The sequence below is a fragment of the Siccirubricoccus phaeus genome (assembly GCF_008360935.1).
GTDB classification, from domain to species: Bacteria; Pseudomonadota; Alphaproteobacteria; order Acetobacterales; family Acetobacteraceae; genus Siccirubricoccus; species Siccirubricoccus phaeus.
In genome coordinates, this window is sequence record NZ_SRXO01000009.1 from 154,485 (window position 1) to 173,592 (window position 19,108).

Here is a 19,108-nt window from a genome sequence, read left to right on the forward strand (position 1 = left end):
CCGGTCCAGGATGTGGAGCATCGCAGCGATCGGGGGCAGGGCGATAGCCCACCAGGGCGAATGGCAACACGGCGCTCCACGCATGGCACCCGGGGCATGGCACCCCGGGGGGCTTCGCCGCCGCCGGCCGCCCCGGCGGGGTGGCGCCGTGCCTGCCCGCGGTGGCATGCTGTCGCCGGAGGCCGGGCCTCCGGCCCTGACCAATCGACGTCCGCCGGCCACCCGGGCGGGCTGCACAGCCCGGCCGCGCGCAGAGGCCCCGCTCAGCTTGTCGTCAGCACCCGCAGCGGACCCTGGCGGTCGACTACATCGACCACGACCTTGGCGCCGGAGCGGCGCAGCGCGACATCCGCCGCGCCGCCGTCGAGCCGGAGATTGCGCAGCATGACCATGTCGAGGAACTCCGGCAGCGTCGGCTCCTCGAAGGTGATGTGCAGTTGCGCAAGGTCGAAGCCAAGCCCGAGGCAGGCCTGCAGCATGAGGAGCGGCGCCGCGGCGGCCCAGGCCTGCGGCGAGCAGGCGACGGGATAGAAGGTCGGCCCGCGCCTGTGCTGGCGGGCGAAGCCGCAGAACAATTCCGGCAGCCGGCGCAGGTCGATATAGGTGGACGCGGCGAACAGCCCCTCGAAGATCCGGGCCGCCTCGCGCTTGAAGCCGTAGCGGGCCAGGCCGGCGGCGATCAGCGCATTGTCGTGCGGCCAGACCGAGCCGTTATGGTAGCTCATCGGGTTGTAGCGCGCCTCGGTGCTGGCGATGGTACGCACGCCCCAGCCGCAGAACAGCGTCGGCGTCATCAATGTGCGCACCACCGGCGCGGCGCGCTCGGGCAGGGCGAGGCCGGTCAGCAGCGCATGGCCGGCATTGGAGCTCCTGACCCGGCAGGGCCGCTTCTCCCCGTCCAGGGCCAGCACATAGGTGCCGAGCGCCTCGTCGAAGAAGGCCGCGTCGAAGGCCTGGCGCAGCGTCTCGGCGCGGCTGTCGCAGCCGGCGGCGCGTTCCTTGCGGCCGAGGGCGCGGGCAATGGCCGCGGCGGCACGCCAGGCGCCATAGGCATAGGCCTGCACCTCGGCGAGCGCGATCGGGCCGGGCGCGAGCCTGCCATCGGCGTGGAAGATGGAATCCTGGCTGTCCTTCCAGCCCTGGTTGATCAGCCCCTCCTCGGTCCGCCGGCCATATTCCACGAAGCCGTCCCCGTCGCGGTCGCCATGGCGGACCAGCCAGGCGAGCGCGGCCTCCACATGCGGCCAGAGCCGGCGCAGGGTGACGAGGTCGCCGGTACGCTCCAGATAGGCGCCGGCCAGGACCACGAAGAGCGGGGTGGCATCGACGCTGCCATAGTAGCGGCGGAACGGCACCTCCTTCAGCTCCGCCATCTCCCCGTAGCGGACCTCGTGCAGGATCTTGCCCGGCTCGGCATCGGCGGCGGGGTCGTGATCCGTCGCCTGGTTGGCGGCGAGATGGAGCAGCACGCCGCGGGCGATGGCCGGGTCGAGCCAGAGGGTCTGCAGCGCGGTGATCAGCGCGTCGCGGCCGAAGACGGTGCTGAACCACGGGATGCCGGCGTAAGGGTAAGGCCCTTCCGGCGTGTCGGTGACCAGCATGTAGAGGTCGGAGACCGAACGGCGCACCGCCTCGTTGAAGATCTCGTTGGAGGAGACGATGGCGGCGGCGCGCGAGGCGGAGGATCTGAGCGCGCGGCGCGCATCCCGCAGCGCCTGCCCGAAGGCGCGGCGCACCGGCACCTCGCGGGCATCGTCGCAGGCGATCTCCAGCACCACGGTCTTCGCCTCGTGCGGGCCGAGCTCGAAGACGAAGCCTGCGCGGTCGGCGGTCAGCTCCTGCGGCGCCGGGTCGAAGCGCAGCGTGGTCTGCCGCCGCCGCCCGTCGAGGCCGAGATAGGCGAGCCGGACCCGGTCCCGCGTCACTTCCGGGAGCTGCAGCGTGCCGCGCCGCTCGCGGACCGTGCCGCGGACTTCGAACAGGTCTGCGAAATCGGCGGCAAAGCTGAAATCCAGGCGGATCCGATGCGGCCGGCCATCGAAATTGCGCAGCGCGAGGCGCTCATGGCAGGCACCGCTCCACAGGAAGCGGGAGCGGCGGAGATGCACCAGGTCGTGCTCCAGCACGATCCGGCCTTCGGCATCGAACAGGTCCGGGTTGGTGAGGTCGCAGGTCAGCGCCGCATTGTCGTCGCGCAGCGTCGAGGAAAGCAGCATCGGCCGCTGCCCCGCGATGGTGAGGCAAAGATGCGAGAGATGGCGGGTGTCGCGATGGAAGAGGCCCTCCGGGCTGCCCGGCCCGGAGAGCACATCGCCATTGTGGTCGAATACGGCGAAGGTGTCGCCATGCTTCAGGGTGCGCGGCCGCCGCTCCTGCAGCGAGGCGGCGGCCGGGATGAAGAATTGCGCCGGCGGCATCCCCGGCCCGGTCGGGGCCGGCGCGCTGGTGGTGCCCTGCATGCGAGCCTCCCGCCTAGGCGACCGCCCGCAGACCGATGGCCTCGATGGCAGCGCCCTTCTGCATCGCAGGGACGCGCATGGCGGCGCGGTGCAGGCCGGGCAGGTCGCGATAGATGGCGAGGTAGTCGAGCGCCATCCGTTCGGCGGTGAAGCGCTCCTCGAAGACGGCGCGCACCCCCGCGCGGTCGAGCCGGTCGATCCCGCGCAGGATGGCGACGGCCTCCGCGACGTCGTCCACGATGAAGCCGGTGATGCCGTCATCCACCACTTCCGGCACGGAGCCGTTGCGGAAGGCGATCACCGGCGTGCCGCAGGCCATGGCCTCGATCATGACGAGGCCGAAGGGCTCGGGCCAGTCGATCGGGAAGAGCAGCGCGCGGGCATTGCCGAGGAACTCGGCCTTCCGCTGCTCGTCGATCTCGCCGATGAACTCGACATTCGAGTGCCGCGCCACCATCGGGCCGACCACCTCCTCCCAATAGGCCTGGTCGGCCTTGTCGATCTTGGCGGCGATCCTGAGCTTCAGCCCGGCGCGCGCAGCGATCTCGATGGCGCGGTCGGGCCGCTTCTCGGGGGAGATGCGGCCGAGGAAGGCGAGGTAATCGCCCTTCGGCCTGGCGGTGAAGGGCAGGAGGTTCTTCGGCAGGCCGTGATGCACGGTGCCGGCCCAGTTCACCGGCGGCATCGGCCGACGCTGGTCGTCGGAGATGGAGACGAGCGGGTAATGCGGAAAGGCGGCATAGAAGGGCTGCAGATCGGGCAGGTCGAGCCGGCCGTGCAGCGTCGTCACCATGCGGTCGGCGAAGGCGCTGGCGAGCGGGTAGTGCAGGAAATCGATGTGGAAATGCAGCACGTCGAACTGGTGGGCGCGGCGGCGCACCTCGTCCAGCATCATCATCTGGTAGGGCAGGGGGTCCCTGACCGCGGGATTGAGGCGCAGGGCCATGGCGCAACCGGGCACGAGGTTCGCCTGCGTCGTCGAATCGCCGCTCGCGAACAACGTCACCTCATGGCCCAGCCGGACCAGCTCTTCGGTAAGATAGGATACGATGCGTTCGGTGCCGCCATAGAGCCGCGGCGGGCAACATTCCGCAAGCGGGGCGATCTGGGCGATCTTCATCGGCAAAACCTCCTCGATCTGAGCAAAGCGTTGACAATGAGCGCGCATCGGAGGGCCCGGGCCGCCCGCTCGGGGCGCGGCCGTCACTCCTCTCGGGTGGAGAACCACGGGCTCGCCGCCGGGGGCGGGTAGCACCGCGCCCCGCGACAGGACCTGGCCGGCGAGACGCCGCGACAGGCCAATGGCGAGAGTGGCCCTAGGGAACGGACCCTCCTTCTGCCGGTGATGCCATGAAGATGCGCCCGGGCAGCCCGGGCGCATCGTGCAGGAGCTAGGAGCAGGCGCTGGCCGTTCAAGCCCCAGCGGCAAGGGGAGGGGCGGGGACTCTCGCCGGTTGCCGCCCGCCGGCAATCCTCCGCCGGTTCTCCGCTTGATTCCCCGACAGCCCCCATAGGTGGTCGCAACGTTTTCAATTCCAATGGCATGGACATGCGCATCGGCCCTGCGCATTCTGGCGGGAGTTCGGTGCGGTCTTTTGCCGCTTTGGGGGAACGCCATGATACGCATTGTTCTCGCCGTGGCGCTGACTGGCTTGCGGCTTTCGGCCGCCCAGGCAGCGGAATGCGCGGACGGTGCGAGAACCCAGGCGGACATGACCGCATGCGCCGAAAGGGCCCACAGGGCGTCCGACGGCGAGCTCAATGCGCTCTACCAGCAAATAGAACGCCGGCTCAGCGACGACGCCGACACCAGGCGCCGGCTCGTCGCCGCGCAGCGCGCCTGGGTGGCCTTCCGCGACAGCGAGTGCCAGTTCATGGCCTCGCCCGCCCAGGGCGGCACCGCCTATCCCATGGTCTATTCCGGGTGCCTCGCCGACCTGACGCAAAAGCGCGTCGGCGACCTCAGGCGTCTCCTGCAATGCCCCGAGGGCGACCTCGCATGCCCTGTCCCACGCGGGGGCTGAGCGCATGCCGAAGCGGCAGGATGCGAGCTGGATGCTTCGATGGGTGGCCGCTCTCGTGACGGTTGCCCAGGCGGCCGCCGGCGCCTGCGCCGCCCGGCCCTGCGACGGCGTCGACACCGCGCTTTCCCCGGGACGGAGGCGGGACTACGCGCGGCTGGTCGCAAGCGCCGTCACGACCCACGTCGACCCATCTGCCGTCCACTTCCGGACCTTCATGGCGAGCGGCTCCTGGAGCGCGATCTACGCCGCGATGCCCGGCAGCGAGGATGGCGTCTTCTTCTTCCAGGACAGCAACGGGCAGCAGCGCTTCCGGGAGGTCTGGGGCGGCTGGGCGGACCCATCCGACAAACCCGAACTGACCCGCCGGGCCCGGCAGCTCGGCGCCCCCGCAGACCTCGCCGCGTGTTTCGCGGACGTCGTCACGCGCCATTAGCCAGGCCGAGTTCGGGACGAACACCGGGATGGAAGCGGCGCAGCCCCTGCATGTCCTCTATCTCATTGCCATCATCGCCGAGGCCATGACGGCGGCGCTTGCCGCAGGCCGGCGCGAGATGGACTGGGTCGGCGTCTGCCTGCTCGGCTGCGTCACGGCGCTCGGCGGCGGATCCGTGCGTGACCTGCTGCTGGGGCGGTATCCGCTCTCCTGGGTGGAACATCCCTCCTACCTTCTGATCACGGGGGGAGCGGCGCTCGCGACGATCGCCATCGCCCGCCACATGCACCATCTGCGCCGCGTCTTCCTGTTTCTCGATGCCGTCGGCCTCGTCGTCTTCACCGTCATCGGCTGCAACCTCGCCGCGGGCCTCGGCATGCCGGTCGTCGTCGTCATCGCCAGCGGCATGATCACGGGCTGTGTCGGCGGGGTCCTGCGCGACATTCTCTGCGCCGACATCCCGCTCCTGTTCCGCGCGGAGCTCTATGCCACCGCGTCCGTCGTGACCGGCGGGCTCTACGTCGCCGGGCAGCGGGCCGGCCTCCCGCATGATGCGGTCATGGCGGCCGCAATGGTCATCGGGCTCGGCCTTCGCCTCCTGGCCCTGCGCTTCGGCTGGAGGATGCCGAAATTCGTCTACACGGACTCGCTGCACTGATGCCGGCAGCGTGCCTCCCTCTCCCCCCTCAACTGAAGGAGATCGATACATGAAGGGGCCTGTTCGTTCCGAGGGGGTGTCCCTCTTCGTCGGCCTTGCGCTGATGGCTGCCATGCTCGCCGGCTGCGGCATGCTGGACGAGCTGGACCGGCAGGAATACGAGCGGGCCTGCAACAACCTCGGCATCACCCGCGGGACCCCGAGCTGGGACCAGTGCATGCTGCAGCAGCAGGCCCTGGACAAGGAGGGCACGGAGCGCTTCCTCGACCGGACCGCCGAACGGGAGGCGGTGGAGAGGCTTCGCCGCCGCTGAAGGCCGTTCCATGATCCGGCTCATCCTCCTCCTGCTCGGCGCCCGGCCCCTGCGGACGTACTGGTGGGTCTTTGCCGTCGCGTCGCTCCTGTCGCTGGCCCTCGGGCTGGTCTTCATCACCGATCTGTTCGATGCGGCGATCGTCGTCACCACCGACGTCATCGGCATCCTTCTTATCCTCGAAGGTGCCGTAAGGCTGTTCGCCCTGGCGGCGATCGGCTTCCCGAACGCGACGATCCCGGTCCTCAAGGCGCTAGGCTTCTTCGCCCTTGGCCTGATGGCCATCGACGTGCCCTGGGATGACAATATCGTCGCCACCATCGTGCTGGGCGCCGCCCTGGTCCTGGACGGACTCTTCCGCTGGGCTGCGGCGGCGCTCATTCGGTCGGCGCGCTGGCGCCACGCCGTGATGGTGGGCCTCATCGAGATCATCGTCGGGGGGCTCGTCTGGGCGCCCTGGCCCGTGCCGCATCGGCATACGGTGCCGTTCTGCATCGGCGTGGCGCTGTTCGCGGCGTCCTGGAACCTGGCTCGGCTCAGCCTGCAGCTAAGGCGGCTGAAGCCTGGCGCGTCGGTGACCGACCTGCCGCTCTTCGCCGGACCGAACTGGCATGCGCGAGGGCTCCTCCATCCATCGCAGGAGGAAACGGCTTCGTGGGACAACAGGGACGCCCTGACCGTCCATGTCTGGACGCCGGTCGGCTCGGCCGTGAACCCGCAGCGCCGGTTCCTGGTCGACCGCTACATCGCCGCCATCGACCAGGGCGGCGTCATTTCGACCGGCCATGCCGCAATGTCGCTGCCGCCGGATACCTATGTCAGCCTTTGCCCGGCCGACGATATGGATCACGCGCCGGATGAGTTCGTCCGCCTCCTCCGCGCCGGTCCGGAGAACGATGTGCCGGGGCGTTTCCGGCCATCCTTCGAGGAGGAATGCGCCGGCTGGCGGCCGCCGGACCGCGAGGTCGTCTTCCGCCGCTACAATGCCGCGGCGGTCCGTGCTTTCCTGGACGTCTACCGGGCCAGGCCGATCTACAACCTGACCAGCCGCAACTGCTCCTCCACCGTCGCCCTGTCCCTGGACGCCGCGGTGGAGGGGGCTCTCGGGCAGGAGCGGCCGTGGAAACATCTCTTCCTGCTGGTGACGGACCCGGCCATGTGGCTGCTCGCCCTCTGGCGCGCCCGCGCCGAGGCGATGACCTGGACCCCGGGCCTGATCCTCGACTACGCGCAGACCTTGCAGCATATCCTCGAACGCCGGCGCGAGACATGGCTCGTCCGCCTGCGCGAGACCCGCGCGCGCTACCAGCAGCAGCGCCGCGCCCAGGTGGCGGAAGGTCAGCCGACCCGTTCCAACCTGCCGGCCGTCGCCTCGCTGATCGCCACCGGCACGATCTTCGGGCTCACCTACGGGCTGAGTGCTCCCCTCCTGGCCCTGGCCATGACGCGGATGAGCCTCGGCGAGAGCATCATTGGCGCCAATGCGGCGATGCATGCGGTCGGCGTGCTGCTGATCGCGCCCCTGCTGCCGCGGCTCGCCTACCGGGTGGGGCCGAAGCTGCCGATCACCGCCGCCCTGCTGGCCGCCGCGGCCATACTGGCCCTGTTCCCCATCATGCCCGCGGTCTGGCTTTGGTTTCCGCTGCGGCTCGCCCTGGGCGCCGCCTCGGAGACCATGTTTGTGATGTCCGAGACCTGGCTGAACCAGCTCAGCGACGAGTCCCGCCGCACCCGCACGATCGCGACCTACACGGCCGCGCTGTCGCTGGGCTTCGCGCTGGGGCCGCTGATCCTGGCCGTGGTGGGGACGGAGGGGCTGGTGCCTTTCCTGGTCGCCGGCGGCATCGCCCTGCTGGCCCTGCTCTCCGTCGCCATGCCCTGGGTCCGGGCACCCGTCTTCGCGCGGCCGAGCCATCCCAATCCGCTTCGCTACCTCGCGCTTGCGCCAGTCGCCCTGGCGGCCACGCTGGTGAACGCAGCGCTGGAGACGGCGGGCATGTCCTTCCTGCCGCTCTATGCGATGCGCGTGGGCTGGGACGAGCAGACGGCGACGCTGCTGCTGTCCGTGCTGCTGCTGGGCGCGATCGTCATGCAATTGCCCATCGGCTGGCTCGGCGACCGGATGGACCGCCGTAGGCTCGTCATCGGGCTCGGGATCGCCTCGACGGTGGGTGCCCTGGCCTGGCCTTACGTGATCGGCTCGCCGCTTCTCGCCTATGCGCTGCTCTTCGTGTGGGGCGGCCTGTTCGTCGGCATCTACACGGTGATGATGGCGCTGGTCGGCAGCCGCTTTCAGGGGGGCGACCTGGTCTCCATCTACGCCGTTCTGTCGGTGGCTTGGGGGGCGGGGGCTTTCGTCGGCCCGAGCATGGCCGGCCTCGCCATGGATCACATGCTGCATGGCCTGCCCTATTTCGCCGCCATCGCATGCGCCGCTTTCACGGTCCTGGCCCTGCTTCGCAAGGGAGGTACGTGAGGCGTGGGATATGGATTTCGCCGGAGCATAACCGGTCCGGACCGTCACGGCAGCCCCGCCGCCATCGCCGGCGCCGCGGCGATGCTGAGGGCCGGCATGATCGGAAGGGCATCTATCGGCTCAACGCCATGGCGGTACCGTCGCGCTGGCCTGCACCGTCACCGGGCTCACCACCGGCGGGAATGCCTGAGGCGCTACCGGACCGTGGCGGGCGGCAAGATGCTGACGCTGAGCCGTCCTCGATTCAGGGCATTCGCTCCGACCCGGCAACGGGGCTCCAACCTTCCGGCCATCCCGGGCGCGGCGCCCAATGCCTTCGGCCGACCTGGCGATGCTGCCGAACGGCCGGCTCATTCCGGCGGCCCTGCGAGCGGCCTACCCCCAACCGGGTGGTGCCGCCATGCCGTGCATCTGGTGGGCGCGGCACCCTCGCCGGGAAGAGTCGGCGCGCCGCCGCCATGCGGGCGGCCGGCCCGAGCTGCGGCCGGATCAGCGGCTGGGAGTCGGGCAAACCCTGGCGCTGCGCTGGCCGTTCCCGCGGTGCGGCTGAACCGCGCGGCCGGGCAGGCCGCATCTGGTCCTTATGCGCCAATAGCATCCTAGTGCCTGCTCAGCAGCGACCCCGGTGGATTATTGAGCGGCGCACCAGTCTCCGAGTCGGATGCCTCCGATACCAAAGATGCTTGCTCCAACAGTAGCTTTTGAACATCTGCCGGGATGAGCTCCCAGTATACGGCTGTCGCCAACCCCAGGTCCAAAAGCAACCTCTTGTCGGCGGCGCTGCATGTCAAGATAACCGATGAAGTTGCGGTCATGATGTCCTCCACAACCTAAACGAGAGAATGACCGAAATATTCGCGCGGAGAGGCATCGATAATTTCACGAGTGCGTTAGTCCCGCCAGGGGCTCCTGGCCGAACGGCGTGCGGCACAGTGCTAATCGCCGGGAATCAACGATGGCGGCGGCGGCGTCGAACCGACTGGGAGTCACATAGGCGGCCGTTCCATCTACCAGTGATTGAAAAACGACCGGCTGTTCGTTGCTGCCTGTCACGAGGAGATGAACTCTGGCTGCATCCGCGTGATCCCTGGCGAGGTGGCTGGGCCCTGTCGCATGAAGCCGCCCGCCGTCCAGATTGGGTTGCCGGAGGCGCCGAAGGCCAAGGGCGAATCGGAGCGCGGATTCCCGGAGGCTAGGCGCCGGGACCGAAGCCAAGGACAGCACCCCCGGGAAGCCGTGCTGGACAGCAGCCCGCCCGACTGAGCCGGAAGAGAGGATGGGCGAGGTGCCGGCCGCGGCGGGCAACCTCACGCACCGTTTCCACCTGGCCGTGGAGTTCCTTGGGGGAGATTGCCGTGCTGGATGTCCGGGACGGCCGTCGAATATCGCAGGGAGATGTCCCTCCGGAGCGCCGCCCACCGCCGCATGTCGGAGCCGAACCTGCTCGATGCAGTCGCGGACGGTGGCAGGGCCGTGGGCCGGCGGAGGCTCGCGGCGAAACTCCGCGCCCCCCGGGCCTCGCGGATGAATATCGTGCCTCCGGCACCGGACTTACGGGGAAGGGTAGGTTGAAGATCCTAGAAGAGCCGATCGCGGTGACGGCAACGGGCTTGGCACCTTGGGGCGTCCGCCGTCCGGTCGATCCAGAGTTTGCATGCAGACATCGCTCAGGATGACGGGAGGACCCTTTGGCGAAGGCGACAAGTCGCTCCCGCGACGTTGTCGGAAAGCCCGCGCTCGCCGAGCGAAAGCCGCATTCTGGCGCCACGCCATCCGTGCTACCGCTCAGAAATCGCATAGTATTCGCCTGTACTGATTCGGCCAGGTCAGGAACGCCGAAGACAACGGCCACCGAAGAGCGACTTCCGACTCTCGCCGCTCGACAGGTCTGCTCAGGAAATCCCAGGAACCTGCCGCCCAGCGCGGGGGTCGGTCAGTCGGAAAGCCCGACGCTCAAGGGAACTGGCGGAGGAAGTGCAACCGGATTCGAACCCGCGCCGACCTGTTGCCTTGGAGAGAGGCGTCGCCTCCGATGGCGCCGAGACTGCTCCCCTGTTTCCCTTGAGCATCGCCGGTATTTCCGGATAGATTTCCGGAAACTGGCAAGAATGCTCCATGCCCTCGAAGCCCACGCCCAAGCCCCCCTCTGCCGTCGCCGAGCACCGGCGTCGCCTGCGCAGCCGCGGCCTGCAGCGCGTTGAGGTGCAGGTACGGGGCGAGGACGCTCCCCTCGTCCGGGCGGTAGCAGCGGCGCTGACCGACCCCGACCAGGCCAGCGAGGCCCGCGCGCTGCTCCGGCGGCGCTTTGGACCCGAGCCGGCGCGGAGCCTTAAGGACCTGCTCGCCGCGGCGCCGCTCGACGACGTCGACCTCACGCGGTCCCGCGATACCGGGCGTGCAGTCGACCTGTGACTTGGCTCGTCGACACCAACATCATCTCCGAGGTCCGGAAGGGCCCGCGCTGCCATCCTGGCGTCGCCGCTTGGTGGGCGGCGGTCGAGGACCGGGACCTGTTTCTCAGCGTCTTGACGCTGGGTGAGATCCGCCGAGGGATCGAGGGCATCCGCCAGCGGGATCCGGCGAAGGCAGCCACTCTGGAACGCTGGCTCCGCGACATTTCCGAGGCCTTCGGAGCGCGCATCATCGGTGTGGATTTGGCAGTGGCCGAAGCGTGGGGGCGGATGTCGGTTGCGGGCTAGGCCAGTCAACAGGTTGGCCCCGAAAACCCCAGGAAACGTGCCACCCAGCGCGGCAGTCGGTCTGTCGGAAAGCCCGACGCTCAAGGGAACTGGCGGAGAGGGTGTCCGCCCGGACCCAAGGTTTATGGCCCTCCTGGGACGGGCGAGCAGGCCGCATCCCCTAATCGGTTCCCCAATGGACCGTTTGTCCAGTTGATGGCCCGTTCTGTCCGGGCCAGCCCTCGCGCCGCTTCCGCATTTTGTCCATGCTGTCCCGTCGAGCCGCCATGAGGCACAATGGAAGAACGAATCGCGGATCGGCGGGTAGCATAGCGCAGCGTCCAGGCTCAGGGTGCACGCGCCACCCCGGCCGCGCGCTCGCCCGCTACCGCAATCCGGGAGGCTACCCGGACAACAGGACGATCCGCGCCGATGGGCATTGAGCACCGATTTGATATCCCGTTCATCGCGGCCATGGCGCTCCGCGAGAAGCAGATACAGCAGAACTACCGACCCATCATCGCAGTGCACAAATGGTTCGCCCGCCGGCCCGGGACACTTTTCCGGGGGCTGACGCTCGCGGAGTTCGGCGACCGGCCCCTTCGTGATGCGTTCTTCACCGCCAACGATTTCCCGGGCCGGGTAGTGTGCGACCCCTTCATGGGAGGGGGCACGCCGCTCTTGGAGGCGAACCGCGTCGGCTGTGATGTGCTCGGGTTTGACATCAACCCCATGGCCGCCTGGATCGTCCGCGAAGAAATCGAGCATCTCGACCTAGGCGCCTATCGCCAGACCGCCGACAGGTTGCTTGCGACCCTCACCACGGAACTTGGCGACCTCTACCTCACAGACTGCCCGTTGTATGGCGACCGCGACGTGCCGGTGAAGTATGCGCTTTGGGTGAAGACGCTGGATTGCACGAACTGCGGCAAACAATTCGATCTCTTCCCGGGCTACCTGATCGGCGACGACACGCGGCATCCGCTTAACGTCCTTGCATGCCATGCGTGCGGCGAACTGAACGAAGTCGCGGACCTCGACAAGCCCGGCGCGTGCCATGCATGCGATGCGGCCCTTCGCGTGGAAGGGCCGGCGAAGCGAAACCGCTGCGCCTGCCCAAGCTGCGGCCACGTGAACCGATATCCGCTCGGCGAAGGCCGCCCGCTCGGGCATCGTCTCTTCGCCATCGAATACACCAACCCGAAGCGCCGCGCGAAGCACAAGGGCAGGTTCTTCAAGAAGCCCGACGCGCGCGATCTTGCCCGCATGGCCACGGCAGAAGCGCGATGGAACGCGATCACGCCGCGCTTCGCGCCGGAGACGGAAATCCTGCCGGGCGACGAAACCGACCGCCTCCACAAATGGGGCTTTCAGCGTTACCGTGATCTCTTCAACGCACGACAACTACTCGGCCTGGAACGAAGCTGCGAACTCATCTCCGCTGTCAACGATGAGCGCGTGCGGCATGCCCTTGCGACGAACCTCTCCGACCTTCTGCGCTACCAGAACATGCTTTGCCGCTATGACACGATGGCGTTGAAGTCTCTGGACATCTTCTCTGTGCACGGCTTCCCGGTCGGACTGGTGCAATGCGAGTCCAACCTACTCGGCATCGTCAGTGAAAGCGGCGCAAGCGTGGGCTCGGGCGGCTGGACGAACATCATTGAGAAATACGCGAAGGCAAAACGCTACTGCGACGCGCCATTTGAGGTAAGGCAGAACGGCAAGGGGAAGGTGACGGTCCCCGTGCATGGCGAGTGGATCGGCGAGACGAAGCCCGGATCGCGTTCACGGAAGGTCACGATCCGCTGCGCGACCTCGACGGAAGCGGACCTCGCGCCGGGGTCACTCGACGCGGTGTTCACCGATCCGCCCTACTTCGGGAACGTCCAATACGGCGAGTTGATGGATTTCTGCTACGCTTGGCTCCGCAGCTTGGTGAGCCATGACGCGGAGGGCTTCGACCGGATCAGCACGCGGTCGCCGAACGAACTCACAGGCAACCAGACGCAGGAACGCGGCCTAGAGCACTTCGCCGCAGGGCTCGCGCAGGTCTATGCGAAAGCCGCCCGCGCATTGAAGCCGGCCGGGCCACTTGCGTTCACGTTCCACCACAACAAGCTTGAAGCCTATCACGCTGTCGGCGTCGCCATCCTTGATGGCAACCTCACATGCACGGCCGCGCTTCCGTGTCCCGCCGAGATGGGCGGCTCAATCCACATTCACGGAACCGGGTCGTCCATCGTTGACACCGTATTCGTGTGCCGAGTGCTCCCGGAGCACGTGCCAGAGGTGCCGGCCTTTGGCGCGCTACACGACATGGTCGCGGCCGAACTCGACCAGCTTCGGGCGGCAGGCATGAAGCCGACAGCCGGCGACGTGCGGTGCATCGTCTATGGACATGTTACACGCCTCGCGGTGCTCACGCTTCTCCCGGATTGGGATGTCTCGGCGAGCATGCGCGACAAGCTCACGCTGTTCGGCAAGGTCGTTGATGGGCTCGGCGACACCGCCGCGCTCATTGGCCGCCTCTCGCCCGCGCCAGCAACGAAGAAGGACAGCGGCAAAGACCGCACGGGAGTGAAGACCGCCGATGGCGCATCCGTTTGAAGTTCCGTTCGCGGACATCGCCGCGAACATGGACCACTACATTGACGAAGTGTTCGCGTCGCTCCGGTCGGAGTTCCTGACGATGCCGAAGGGCGCGGGGTTCATTGAGTATCCCGTGTTCGAGGCGGGATACGAAGCACTCAAGCGAACGACGCGAGATTTCCGAGTGCTCGACCCGGAGCAAGTCTTCGCCACCGTTCTCGCCACGCCCATTACGTTCATCGTGCTGCGGACGATGCTCGGCTTCACCCCGCCTGAATGGGCATACGTGACACAACAGCGAACGAACACGCTGGTTACGCAGAGCGCGGCAAGGACCATAGACCGGAACATTCGGCTTGATCCGACCACCCCCTTGAGAGCCAACGGCAGGCTCACAGAACAGCGCATCCGCGCCCTTGTGCGGACGGCATGCGAGATGCTGACAGAAGGCGTGCCCGACACGCTTCCGACGCTTCTACATCGCCTCGACAAAGCCGATACGCGCGACGGGCTGCGCAGCCTACAGCCGCTTGCCGATCTCGGCGTGCCCTACTCAATGGTCCTGTATGAGAGGTTCCTAGGCAGCCCGTTTGTCAGTCATCGCAACTCTGTTTCCGAGCTTGTCGGCGACATCGTTGAGGCGGCCGTTGAAGCGGTGCTCACGGCGCCACGGATCAGCTTCCGAAAGACAGCCCGTGCCGAGCGCGTCCAGAACTTCGATCAGGCGCCAGACTTCATCGTGCCCAATGAGTTCAACCCGCAGGTCGTCATTGAAGCGAAGCTCACGGAAGACGATGGCACGGCGCGGGACAAGGTGACGCGCGTGCAGCATCTCGGCACGCTGGCAATGCGCGGCCGGACGGAAGCAGAAGGGCCGCGCTTCGAGGTGATCGCGTGCATTGCCGGTCGTGGCTTCAAGGTCCGTCGTGCCGACATGGAAAAGCTGTTGATTGCGACGCGAGGCAAGGTGTTCACGCTCGAAACCATATCTCAGATGGTAGAGCACACGCGCCTATCCGAATTTGTCACGCGACCGCTCTAGCCACATGGCCACGACACTCCGCACCATCGGTTATGAAGGCGCCAGCCTAGAGGGGTTTCTCTCCGCGCTTCGGCGCGCCCGCGTGTCACTGCTTGTGGACGTGCGCGCCGTCGCGGTTTCACGCCGCAAGGGCTTCTCAAAGACCGCGCTTGCCGCCGCCCTGTCGGAAGCTGGCATCGGCTATCTGCATCTGCGCGACCTAGGCGACCCGAAGCCCGGCCGCGAGGCCGCGCGCGCGGGCCGCATGGCGGAGTTCCGCACCATCTACACGGCGCATCTTCGCGGTGCCGTCGCACAAGCCGCGCTCGCCGAAGCCGCCCGCGTCGCGGAGCAACGTTCGGTGTGCCTGCTTTGCTATGAAGCCGATCCGTCCGGCTGCCATCGCGCTATCGTGGCAGCCTCGATAGCGAGGAAAACCGGCCTTGCCGTCCAACATCTCCGGCCCGATACGCCACGCGCCGCCGGGAGCGCAACAGCCGCAGCATGAGGGCAACCGCGAGGCGGTCCTTGTGCTGGTCAAGGCAGTCCCCCGGCCCAGTAAGGGCTACCGCGAAACCGTGTGCTGCGCGGGCGTCACTGCATCGGGCGCGTGGCGTCGGCTCTATCCGGTTCGCTTTCGACAGCTTGTAGCGGAACAGCAGTTCGCCCGCTGGCAATGGGTGGACTACACGTGGCAGGCGCCGCGCGGGGACTATCGACGCGAAAGCCGCAGGATCGAAGAAAATACGTTGCAGCCGGGGCGCATCATGCCGGGGCGGGATCGCCTTGGCGCCGTGCTCCCGCTGCTTCGCGCGTCCACACGGGAAGCCTCCGCGCAGGGCGAAAGCCTCGCACTCATCGAACCGCGCGACATCACGTTCAAGGCGCGCCCGAAGAAGCCGCAGGTTATCGACGCGGAGCGTGCCGCCTTCCGCGAGGCCGCGCGGCAACAGTCCCTCCTAGATCGCGATGTGTCCGATTTCGAGCCGTGCCCCTACGCGGTTGCGATGGCGTTCACGGATCAGGACGGCACGCGCCACGCGCCGCAGTGCGGCGATTGGGAAACCACCGCCACCTTCTTCAACATGCGCAAGCGCGGCTCAGATGATGCGGCGATCATCGCGCACCTTCGCGCGGAGTTCACGGAGCAGCGGCACGGGCGCCGCATCTTCCTCGCCATGGGCACAGTCGCCAAACGGCCGCGTCAGTGGTTGCTGTTGGGCGTGCTGCGCGTTCAGGATGCCGCGCCCGGTCAACTCGCGCTCGCCGTGTAAGGTAGCATGACGGTTTGCATATTGTTGCACCGGGCAAGCGGTGTTGGTGTAAGCGAAATCGACTTGTAGGGAAAATCCAATGGCTCAATACGCAATAGCCTTCGATTTGGACACCAAGGGCATGCGCGCTTCTGGCATGACCAAAAGTCAAATCACTACCGTCTATCAATCCGAGATACCAAAAGCCTTGGCCACATGCGGGTTCACCGCCCACCCGCAAGGATCGCTCTACCACACCGAGGCGGAGCAGAACCCAATCACTGCCATCATGAAATTGCAGGGCTCTTTGAAGAGCGGTGCGCCGACCTTCTGTCGTTGGGTGCGCCGCGTGCATGTCTTCCGCATGGAAGAATGGAGCGACGTGACTTCATTGATCGCGCAACGCGATGCCGCAGAAGGGCCACCAGAAGCCGAAGAGGAATTGGAGGAACAAGAAGCCGCCGAAGCCGACGAAGCCGACGATGCAGCCCAGAAGTAAGCGACGGGCCGCAAAATAGCAGGGCCAGAATATGCGCCACGCGCACCGCGCCATTTTGTGCAATCGGGCTGTCGATGGCGGGAGACGGGCCGCGCATTTCGCGCATTTCGTCCACTGTGGACGTGGTGTCGTGGTGGGCCAGGGAATGGGTGAAGCAGCGGTGCAATTTGTGCGAGCGGGGTCTGTGGGAAGTGGCGGGGCGGGTGTCGGCGGCCCCCACCCCACCCCTTGCACGATATCGAGGGGCGGGGTGGTCCGGCGCGGAGCATAGGCGCCGCCGGGCAGCGCCGTCGCGTCAGGGCAAGGCGCCGCAAGCGGCACGCCGCGCGGAGTGGACGCGCGCCGCAGCACCACGGCGAAGCAAGATGCAGCTACCGGGCACGTCGCCGCGTCGCGGCCTTCGCCAACGCGATGATGAACTCCGGGCTTCGGTCCAGGCCGTTCGCGGTCACGTGGCGCTTGATGGCAGGGGATCGCGCAACGATGCCTTGATAGAACTCACGGGCCGCCGTCATCTGGTCCTCATAGCGGTCCCCGAAGTGCTGGCGCAGCGCGGCATCTGCGGCTTCGATGCTCGGCGCCTGCCACGCAGGATGCGCCGCCCTGACAGCATGCTTCCACGCAAGGTCAACCTCCGCCCTGGACAGGCCGACCGCGTGCAGCGCCGTGGCGGCTTCCTGACGCTCGGCGCGGGCTTCGGGTGTCACATCGAAGCCGGCGGCTTCCACGGCGGCCGGATCGTCCGGCAACGCCATGATGGCTTGCACATCCCGAACCGATCCGGGCGGGGCGTCATACATCAACGCCGCGCCATTCAAGGACTCAGGCGCATCGGGCACGCCCTTGGGCTGCACGGGCAGCGCGGGCGGGCGCTCGCCCCACTGCGACCACGGCGCACGCGGCTCCGCCGGCTCCGCAGCGCCCGGCGCGTTGCTTGCGGCATGATCGGCGACGGGCTGGCGCGTCTCGGCGGCCGGCGCTGCGGACGCGGCCGGTGCGGGCACCGCGCCGTGCGAAGGATACATGCGCGCCGCCGCTGCGGCGAAGTCATCGGACATGGGGTTGCCCCTCCATGATGCAGGACTTGGGCGGCCGTCCGCGCGGGCGGCCGGTGCGCGTGTTGCCGCGCGGAAGTTCCGGCGAGATGCCGGCCGCGATGGCGGCACGGAATGCGGCTTCCGACTTCGGCCCGGCAGGCGGCAAGCACATCACGTCAAGCAGGCCGTGATGGTGCAAGAACAGCCTGACACGCCACCCCACTGTGCCAGTGGCGCCGCGCGGGCGCCCTCGCGGTTGTCCGGTCGCACGATGCGGGCGGCGCGTCATGATGGCGTCGCCTCCACGCTCGGCATCGGCGGCGCGGGCGGATGCGGTTTCAGGACACAGGCCGCGAGCATGTCCGCGCGCAGCCGGATAACGCTGCGATCCACTTCCGCGACGGCAAGCACCGCCAGCCGCGCAATCTCGGCAGGAACGCGGCGCGGGCCGAAATAGCGCAGATCGAAAACCGATGCCTTCGCCCGGCCCAAGATCGCTTGATGGGATCGAAGCGCGCCGGGGATACCGATGCCGGTGCGCACGCGGGCAAGAAGCGGCTGCACGGCAGCATCCGCTTCGTCCAGGCCGGCCATGGCGTCGCGCACGCGATCCGCGATGTCGTGGCAGGAAAGCGATGCCGCCGCCGGTCGGATCGCATAGGCCGCCCATGCGATGGATGCTCGCGACATGACGTTCACGGCGTCCATGATTTGCGCGGGGTCCATGGTGGCGCCCGCCGCATGAGCCGAAGGGCGCAGCGTGTTCATCGGCCCACCAGATGGTTCCAGGGGGCGGGCGACGGTCCCATGGGGGCGAGCGGTTGTGCCAGCCTCACCGCCTCCGCAGCACGCCGCGCCGCCGCCTCGGCTTCTGCACGCGCCGCCTGTTCCGGGCTGCGCGGAGCATTGGCGACGACTGCGCGCCGCAGTTCATCCACCGCCACATGCGGGCCATCGGCGGCAACGGCGGCGGCAGGGGACAGGGGTTGATCCACCAGCCGCCCGCCGCGTTCGATCATGCGGAAGTCGTTCAGGTAACGCTGCGGCATGTGCTCCGCGTCCAGCAGCCCCGCGAGCACCAGTTGCGCGACAACCTGCCCGGCAAGCCGTTCGGCGTCCGGCAGGATCGCGTCAGGCGAGAGGCCGGCGCGCGCTGCGGTGCGCTGGATGTTGGCGGCCGTGACAGCGATGCACGCGACCAAGTGCTTCGTCTGACGGGCGAGGCTCGCCGCCTGTTCCGAGATGATGCTGTCCACGTCATGGAGGGCGCCAGCGTGGGCATCACGGGCGCGCTGATATGCCGCCTCCGCGCGTTCGCTTTCCAGGCGAGGCCGGAGCGCGGCGCGGGCTTCCTGTGCATCCTCGATTGCCGCGACGGCTTCGGCGAGGCGCGCCCGAACATGCTTCCGGTGCGTGTCGTTCACCGGCATCTCGGCGAGCTTGATGCGGAGGCGGGACACGTCTTCCGAGTGCGTCGCGATCCACGCGGCGATTTCGGCATCTTCCTCCGCCGCCGAGCGCGCGGCCGTGGCGAAGGTGGGGGCGGGAATGGTCATGCGGACCTCCATTGAAAGAACGGATTAGGGGACGCGCGAGAAGTCGCGAGAGAAGCGACGGTTTCGCCGCTGATCCCGGCGGAAGACTGATCCGCCATGCGCGGCCGGA

17 protein-coding genes are annotated in these 19,108 nt (G+C 67.8%); 12 read left to right on the forward strand and 5 right to left on the reverse strand.

What is annotated here, in order from left to right:
• Nucleotides 1-263 precede the first annotated feature (263 nt).
• Both E5N76_RS14610 and E5N76_RS14615 read right to left on the reverse strand, forming a co-directional pair.
• Complete coding sequence (locus tag E5N76_RS14610; RefSeq protein WP_149538048.1) at nucleotides 264-2,459, reverse strand: amylo-alpha-1,6-glucosidase; 2,196 nt, start codon at nucleotides 2,457-2,459, stop codon at nucleotides 264-266.
• A 13-nt stretch (nucleotides 2,460-2,472) separates the two neighbouring features.
• Complete coding sequence (locus E5N76_RS14615) at nucleotides 2,473-3,579, reverse strand: glycosyltransferase family 4 protein (protein ID WP_149538049.1); 1,107 nt, start codon at nucleotides 3,577-3,579, stop codon at nucleotides 2,473-2,475.
• Nucleotides 3,580-4,075: 496 nt separating this feature from the next.
• Here E5N76_RS14615 and E5N76_RS14620 point away from each other — a divergent pair, with 496 nt between their 5' ends.
• From E5N76_RS14620 to E5N76_RS14675, 12 genes are all read left to right on the forward strand, one after another.
• Nucleotides 4,076-4,483 (forward strand): lysozyme inhibitor LprI family protein, encoded by a 408-nt coding sequence (locus E5N76_RS14620; protein WP_149538050.1) that lies wholly within the window; start codon nucleotides 4,076-4,078, stop codon nucleotides 4,481-4,483.
• Between the two features lie 4 nt (nucleotides 4,484-4,487).
• Entirely contained in the window at nucleotides 4,488-4,916 is a 429-nt protein-coding gene (locus tag E5N76_RS14625; RefSeq protein WP_149538051.1) for a hypothetical protein, read from the forward strand.
• A 28-nt stretch (nucleotides 4,917-4,944) separates the two neighbouring features.
• Nucleotides 4,945-5,574, forward strand: coding sequence for a trimeric intracellular cation channel family protein (locus E5N76_RS14630; protein ID WP_149538052.1), 630 nt, complete (start codon nucleotides 4,945-4,947; stop codon nucleotides 5,572-5,574).
• A gap of 49 nt (nucleotides 5,575-5,623) precedes the next feature.
• Nucleotides 5,624-5,887, forward strand: coding sequence for a hypothetical protein (locus E5N76_RS14635; protein ID WP_149538053.1), 264 nt, complete (start codon nucleotides 5,624-5,626; stop codon nucleotides 5,885-5,887).
• A gap of 10 nt (nucleotides 5,888-5,897) precedes the next feature.
• Nucleotides 5,898-8,363 (forward strand): MFS transporter, encoded by a 2,466-nt coding sequence (locus tag E5N76_RS30525; RefSeq protein ID WP_235907712.1) that lies wholly within the window; start codon nucleotides 5,898-5,900, stop codon nucleotides 8,361-8,363.
• A 2,115-nt stretch (nucleotides 8,364-10,478) separates the two neighbouring features.
• Nucleotides 10,479-10,775: a hypothetical protein gene (locus E5N76_RS14645; RefSeq protein ID WP_149538054.1), complete on the forward strand. Its 297-nt coding sequence runs from the start codon at nucleotides 10,479-10,481 to the stop codon at nucleotides 10,773-10,775.
• The gene (locus tag E5N76_RS14650; RefSeq protein WP_149538055.1) at nucleotides 10,772-11,062 is read left to right on the forward strand and encodes a PIN domain-containing protein; all 291 of its coding nucleotides are present in this window, start codon (nucleotides 10,772-10,774) and stop codon (nucleotides 11,060-11,062) included. Before E5N76_RS14645 ends, E5N76_RS14650 begins: the two co-directional genes overlap by 4 nt.
• A gap of 411 nt (nucleotides 11,063-11,473) precedes the next feature.
• Nucleotides 11,474-13,651 carry a DUF1156 domain-containing protein gene (locus E5N76_RS14655; RefSeq protein ID WP_149538056.1) on the forward strand — a complete coding sequence of 726 codons (2,178 nt, stop codon included), beginning with the start codon at nucleotides 11,474-11,476 and terminating at the stop codon, nucleotides 13,649-13,651.
• The gene (locus tag E5N76_RS14660; protein WP_149538057.1) at nucleotides 13,635-14,675 is read left to right on the forward strand and encodes a hypothetical protein; all 1,041 of its coding nucleotides are present in this window, start codon (nucleotides 13,635-13,637) and stop codon (nucleotides 14,673-14,675) included. Before E5N76_RS14655 ends, E5N76_RS14660 begins: the two co-directional genes overlap by 17 nt.
• Nucleotides 14,676-14,679: 4 nt before the next feature.
• Nucleotides 14,680-15,162 (forward strand): DUF488 domain-containing protein, encoded by a 483-nt coding sequence (locus E5N76_RS14665; protein WP_149538058.1) that lies wholly within the window; start codon nucleotides 14,680-14,682, stop codon nucleotides 15,160-15,162.
• Entirely contained in the window at nucleotides 15,098-15,928 is an 831-nt protein-coding gene (locus E5N76_RS14670; protein WP_149538059.1) for a hypothetical protein, read from the forward strand. The genes E5N76_RS14665 and E5N76_RS14670 overlap by 65 nt, the downstream gene beginning before the upstream one ends.
• A 79-nt stretch (nucleotides 15,929-16,007) precedes the next feature.
• Complete coding sequence (locus tag E5N76_RS14675) at nucleotides 16,008-16,406, forward strand: hypothetical protein (RefSeq protein WP_149538060.1); 399 nt, start codon at nucleotides 16,008-16,010, stop codon at nucleotides 16,404-16,406.
• Nucleotides 16,407-16,777: 371 nt separating this feature from the next.
• On the opposite strand, the gene E5N76_RS14680 is transcribed toward E5N76_RS14675, so the two are convergent.
• From E5N76_RS14680 to E5N76_RS14690, 3 genes are all read right to left on the reverse strand, one after another.
• Nucleotides 16,778-17,464: a hypothetical protein gene (locus tag E5N76_RS14680; protein ID WP_149538061.1), complete on the reverse strand. Its 687-nt coding sequence runs from the start codon at nucleotides 17,462-17,464 to the stop codon at nucleotides 16,778-16,780.
• Nucleotides 17,465-17,728: 264 nt separating this feature from the next.
• Nucleotides 17,729-18,211: a hypothetical protein gene (locus E5N76_RS14685; protein WP_149538062.1), complete on the reverse strand. Its 483-nt coding sequence runs from the start codon at nucleotides 18,209-18,211 to the stop codon at nucleotides 17,729-17,731.
• Complete coding sequence (locus E5N76_RS14690; protein WP_149538063.1) at nucleotides 18,208-18,999, reverse strand: hypothetical protein; 792 nt, start codon at nucleotides 18,997-18,999, stop codon at nucleotides 18,208-18,210. The genes E5N76_RS14685 and E5N76_RS14690 overlap by 4 nt, the downstream gene beginning before the upstream one ends.
• Between the last annotated feature and the right edge of the window lie 109 nt (nucleotides 19,000-19,108).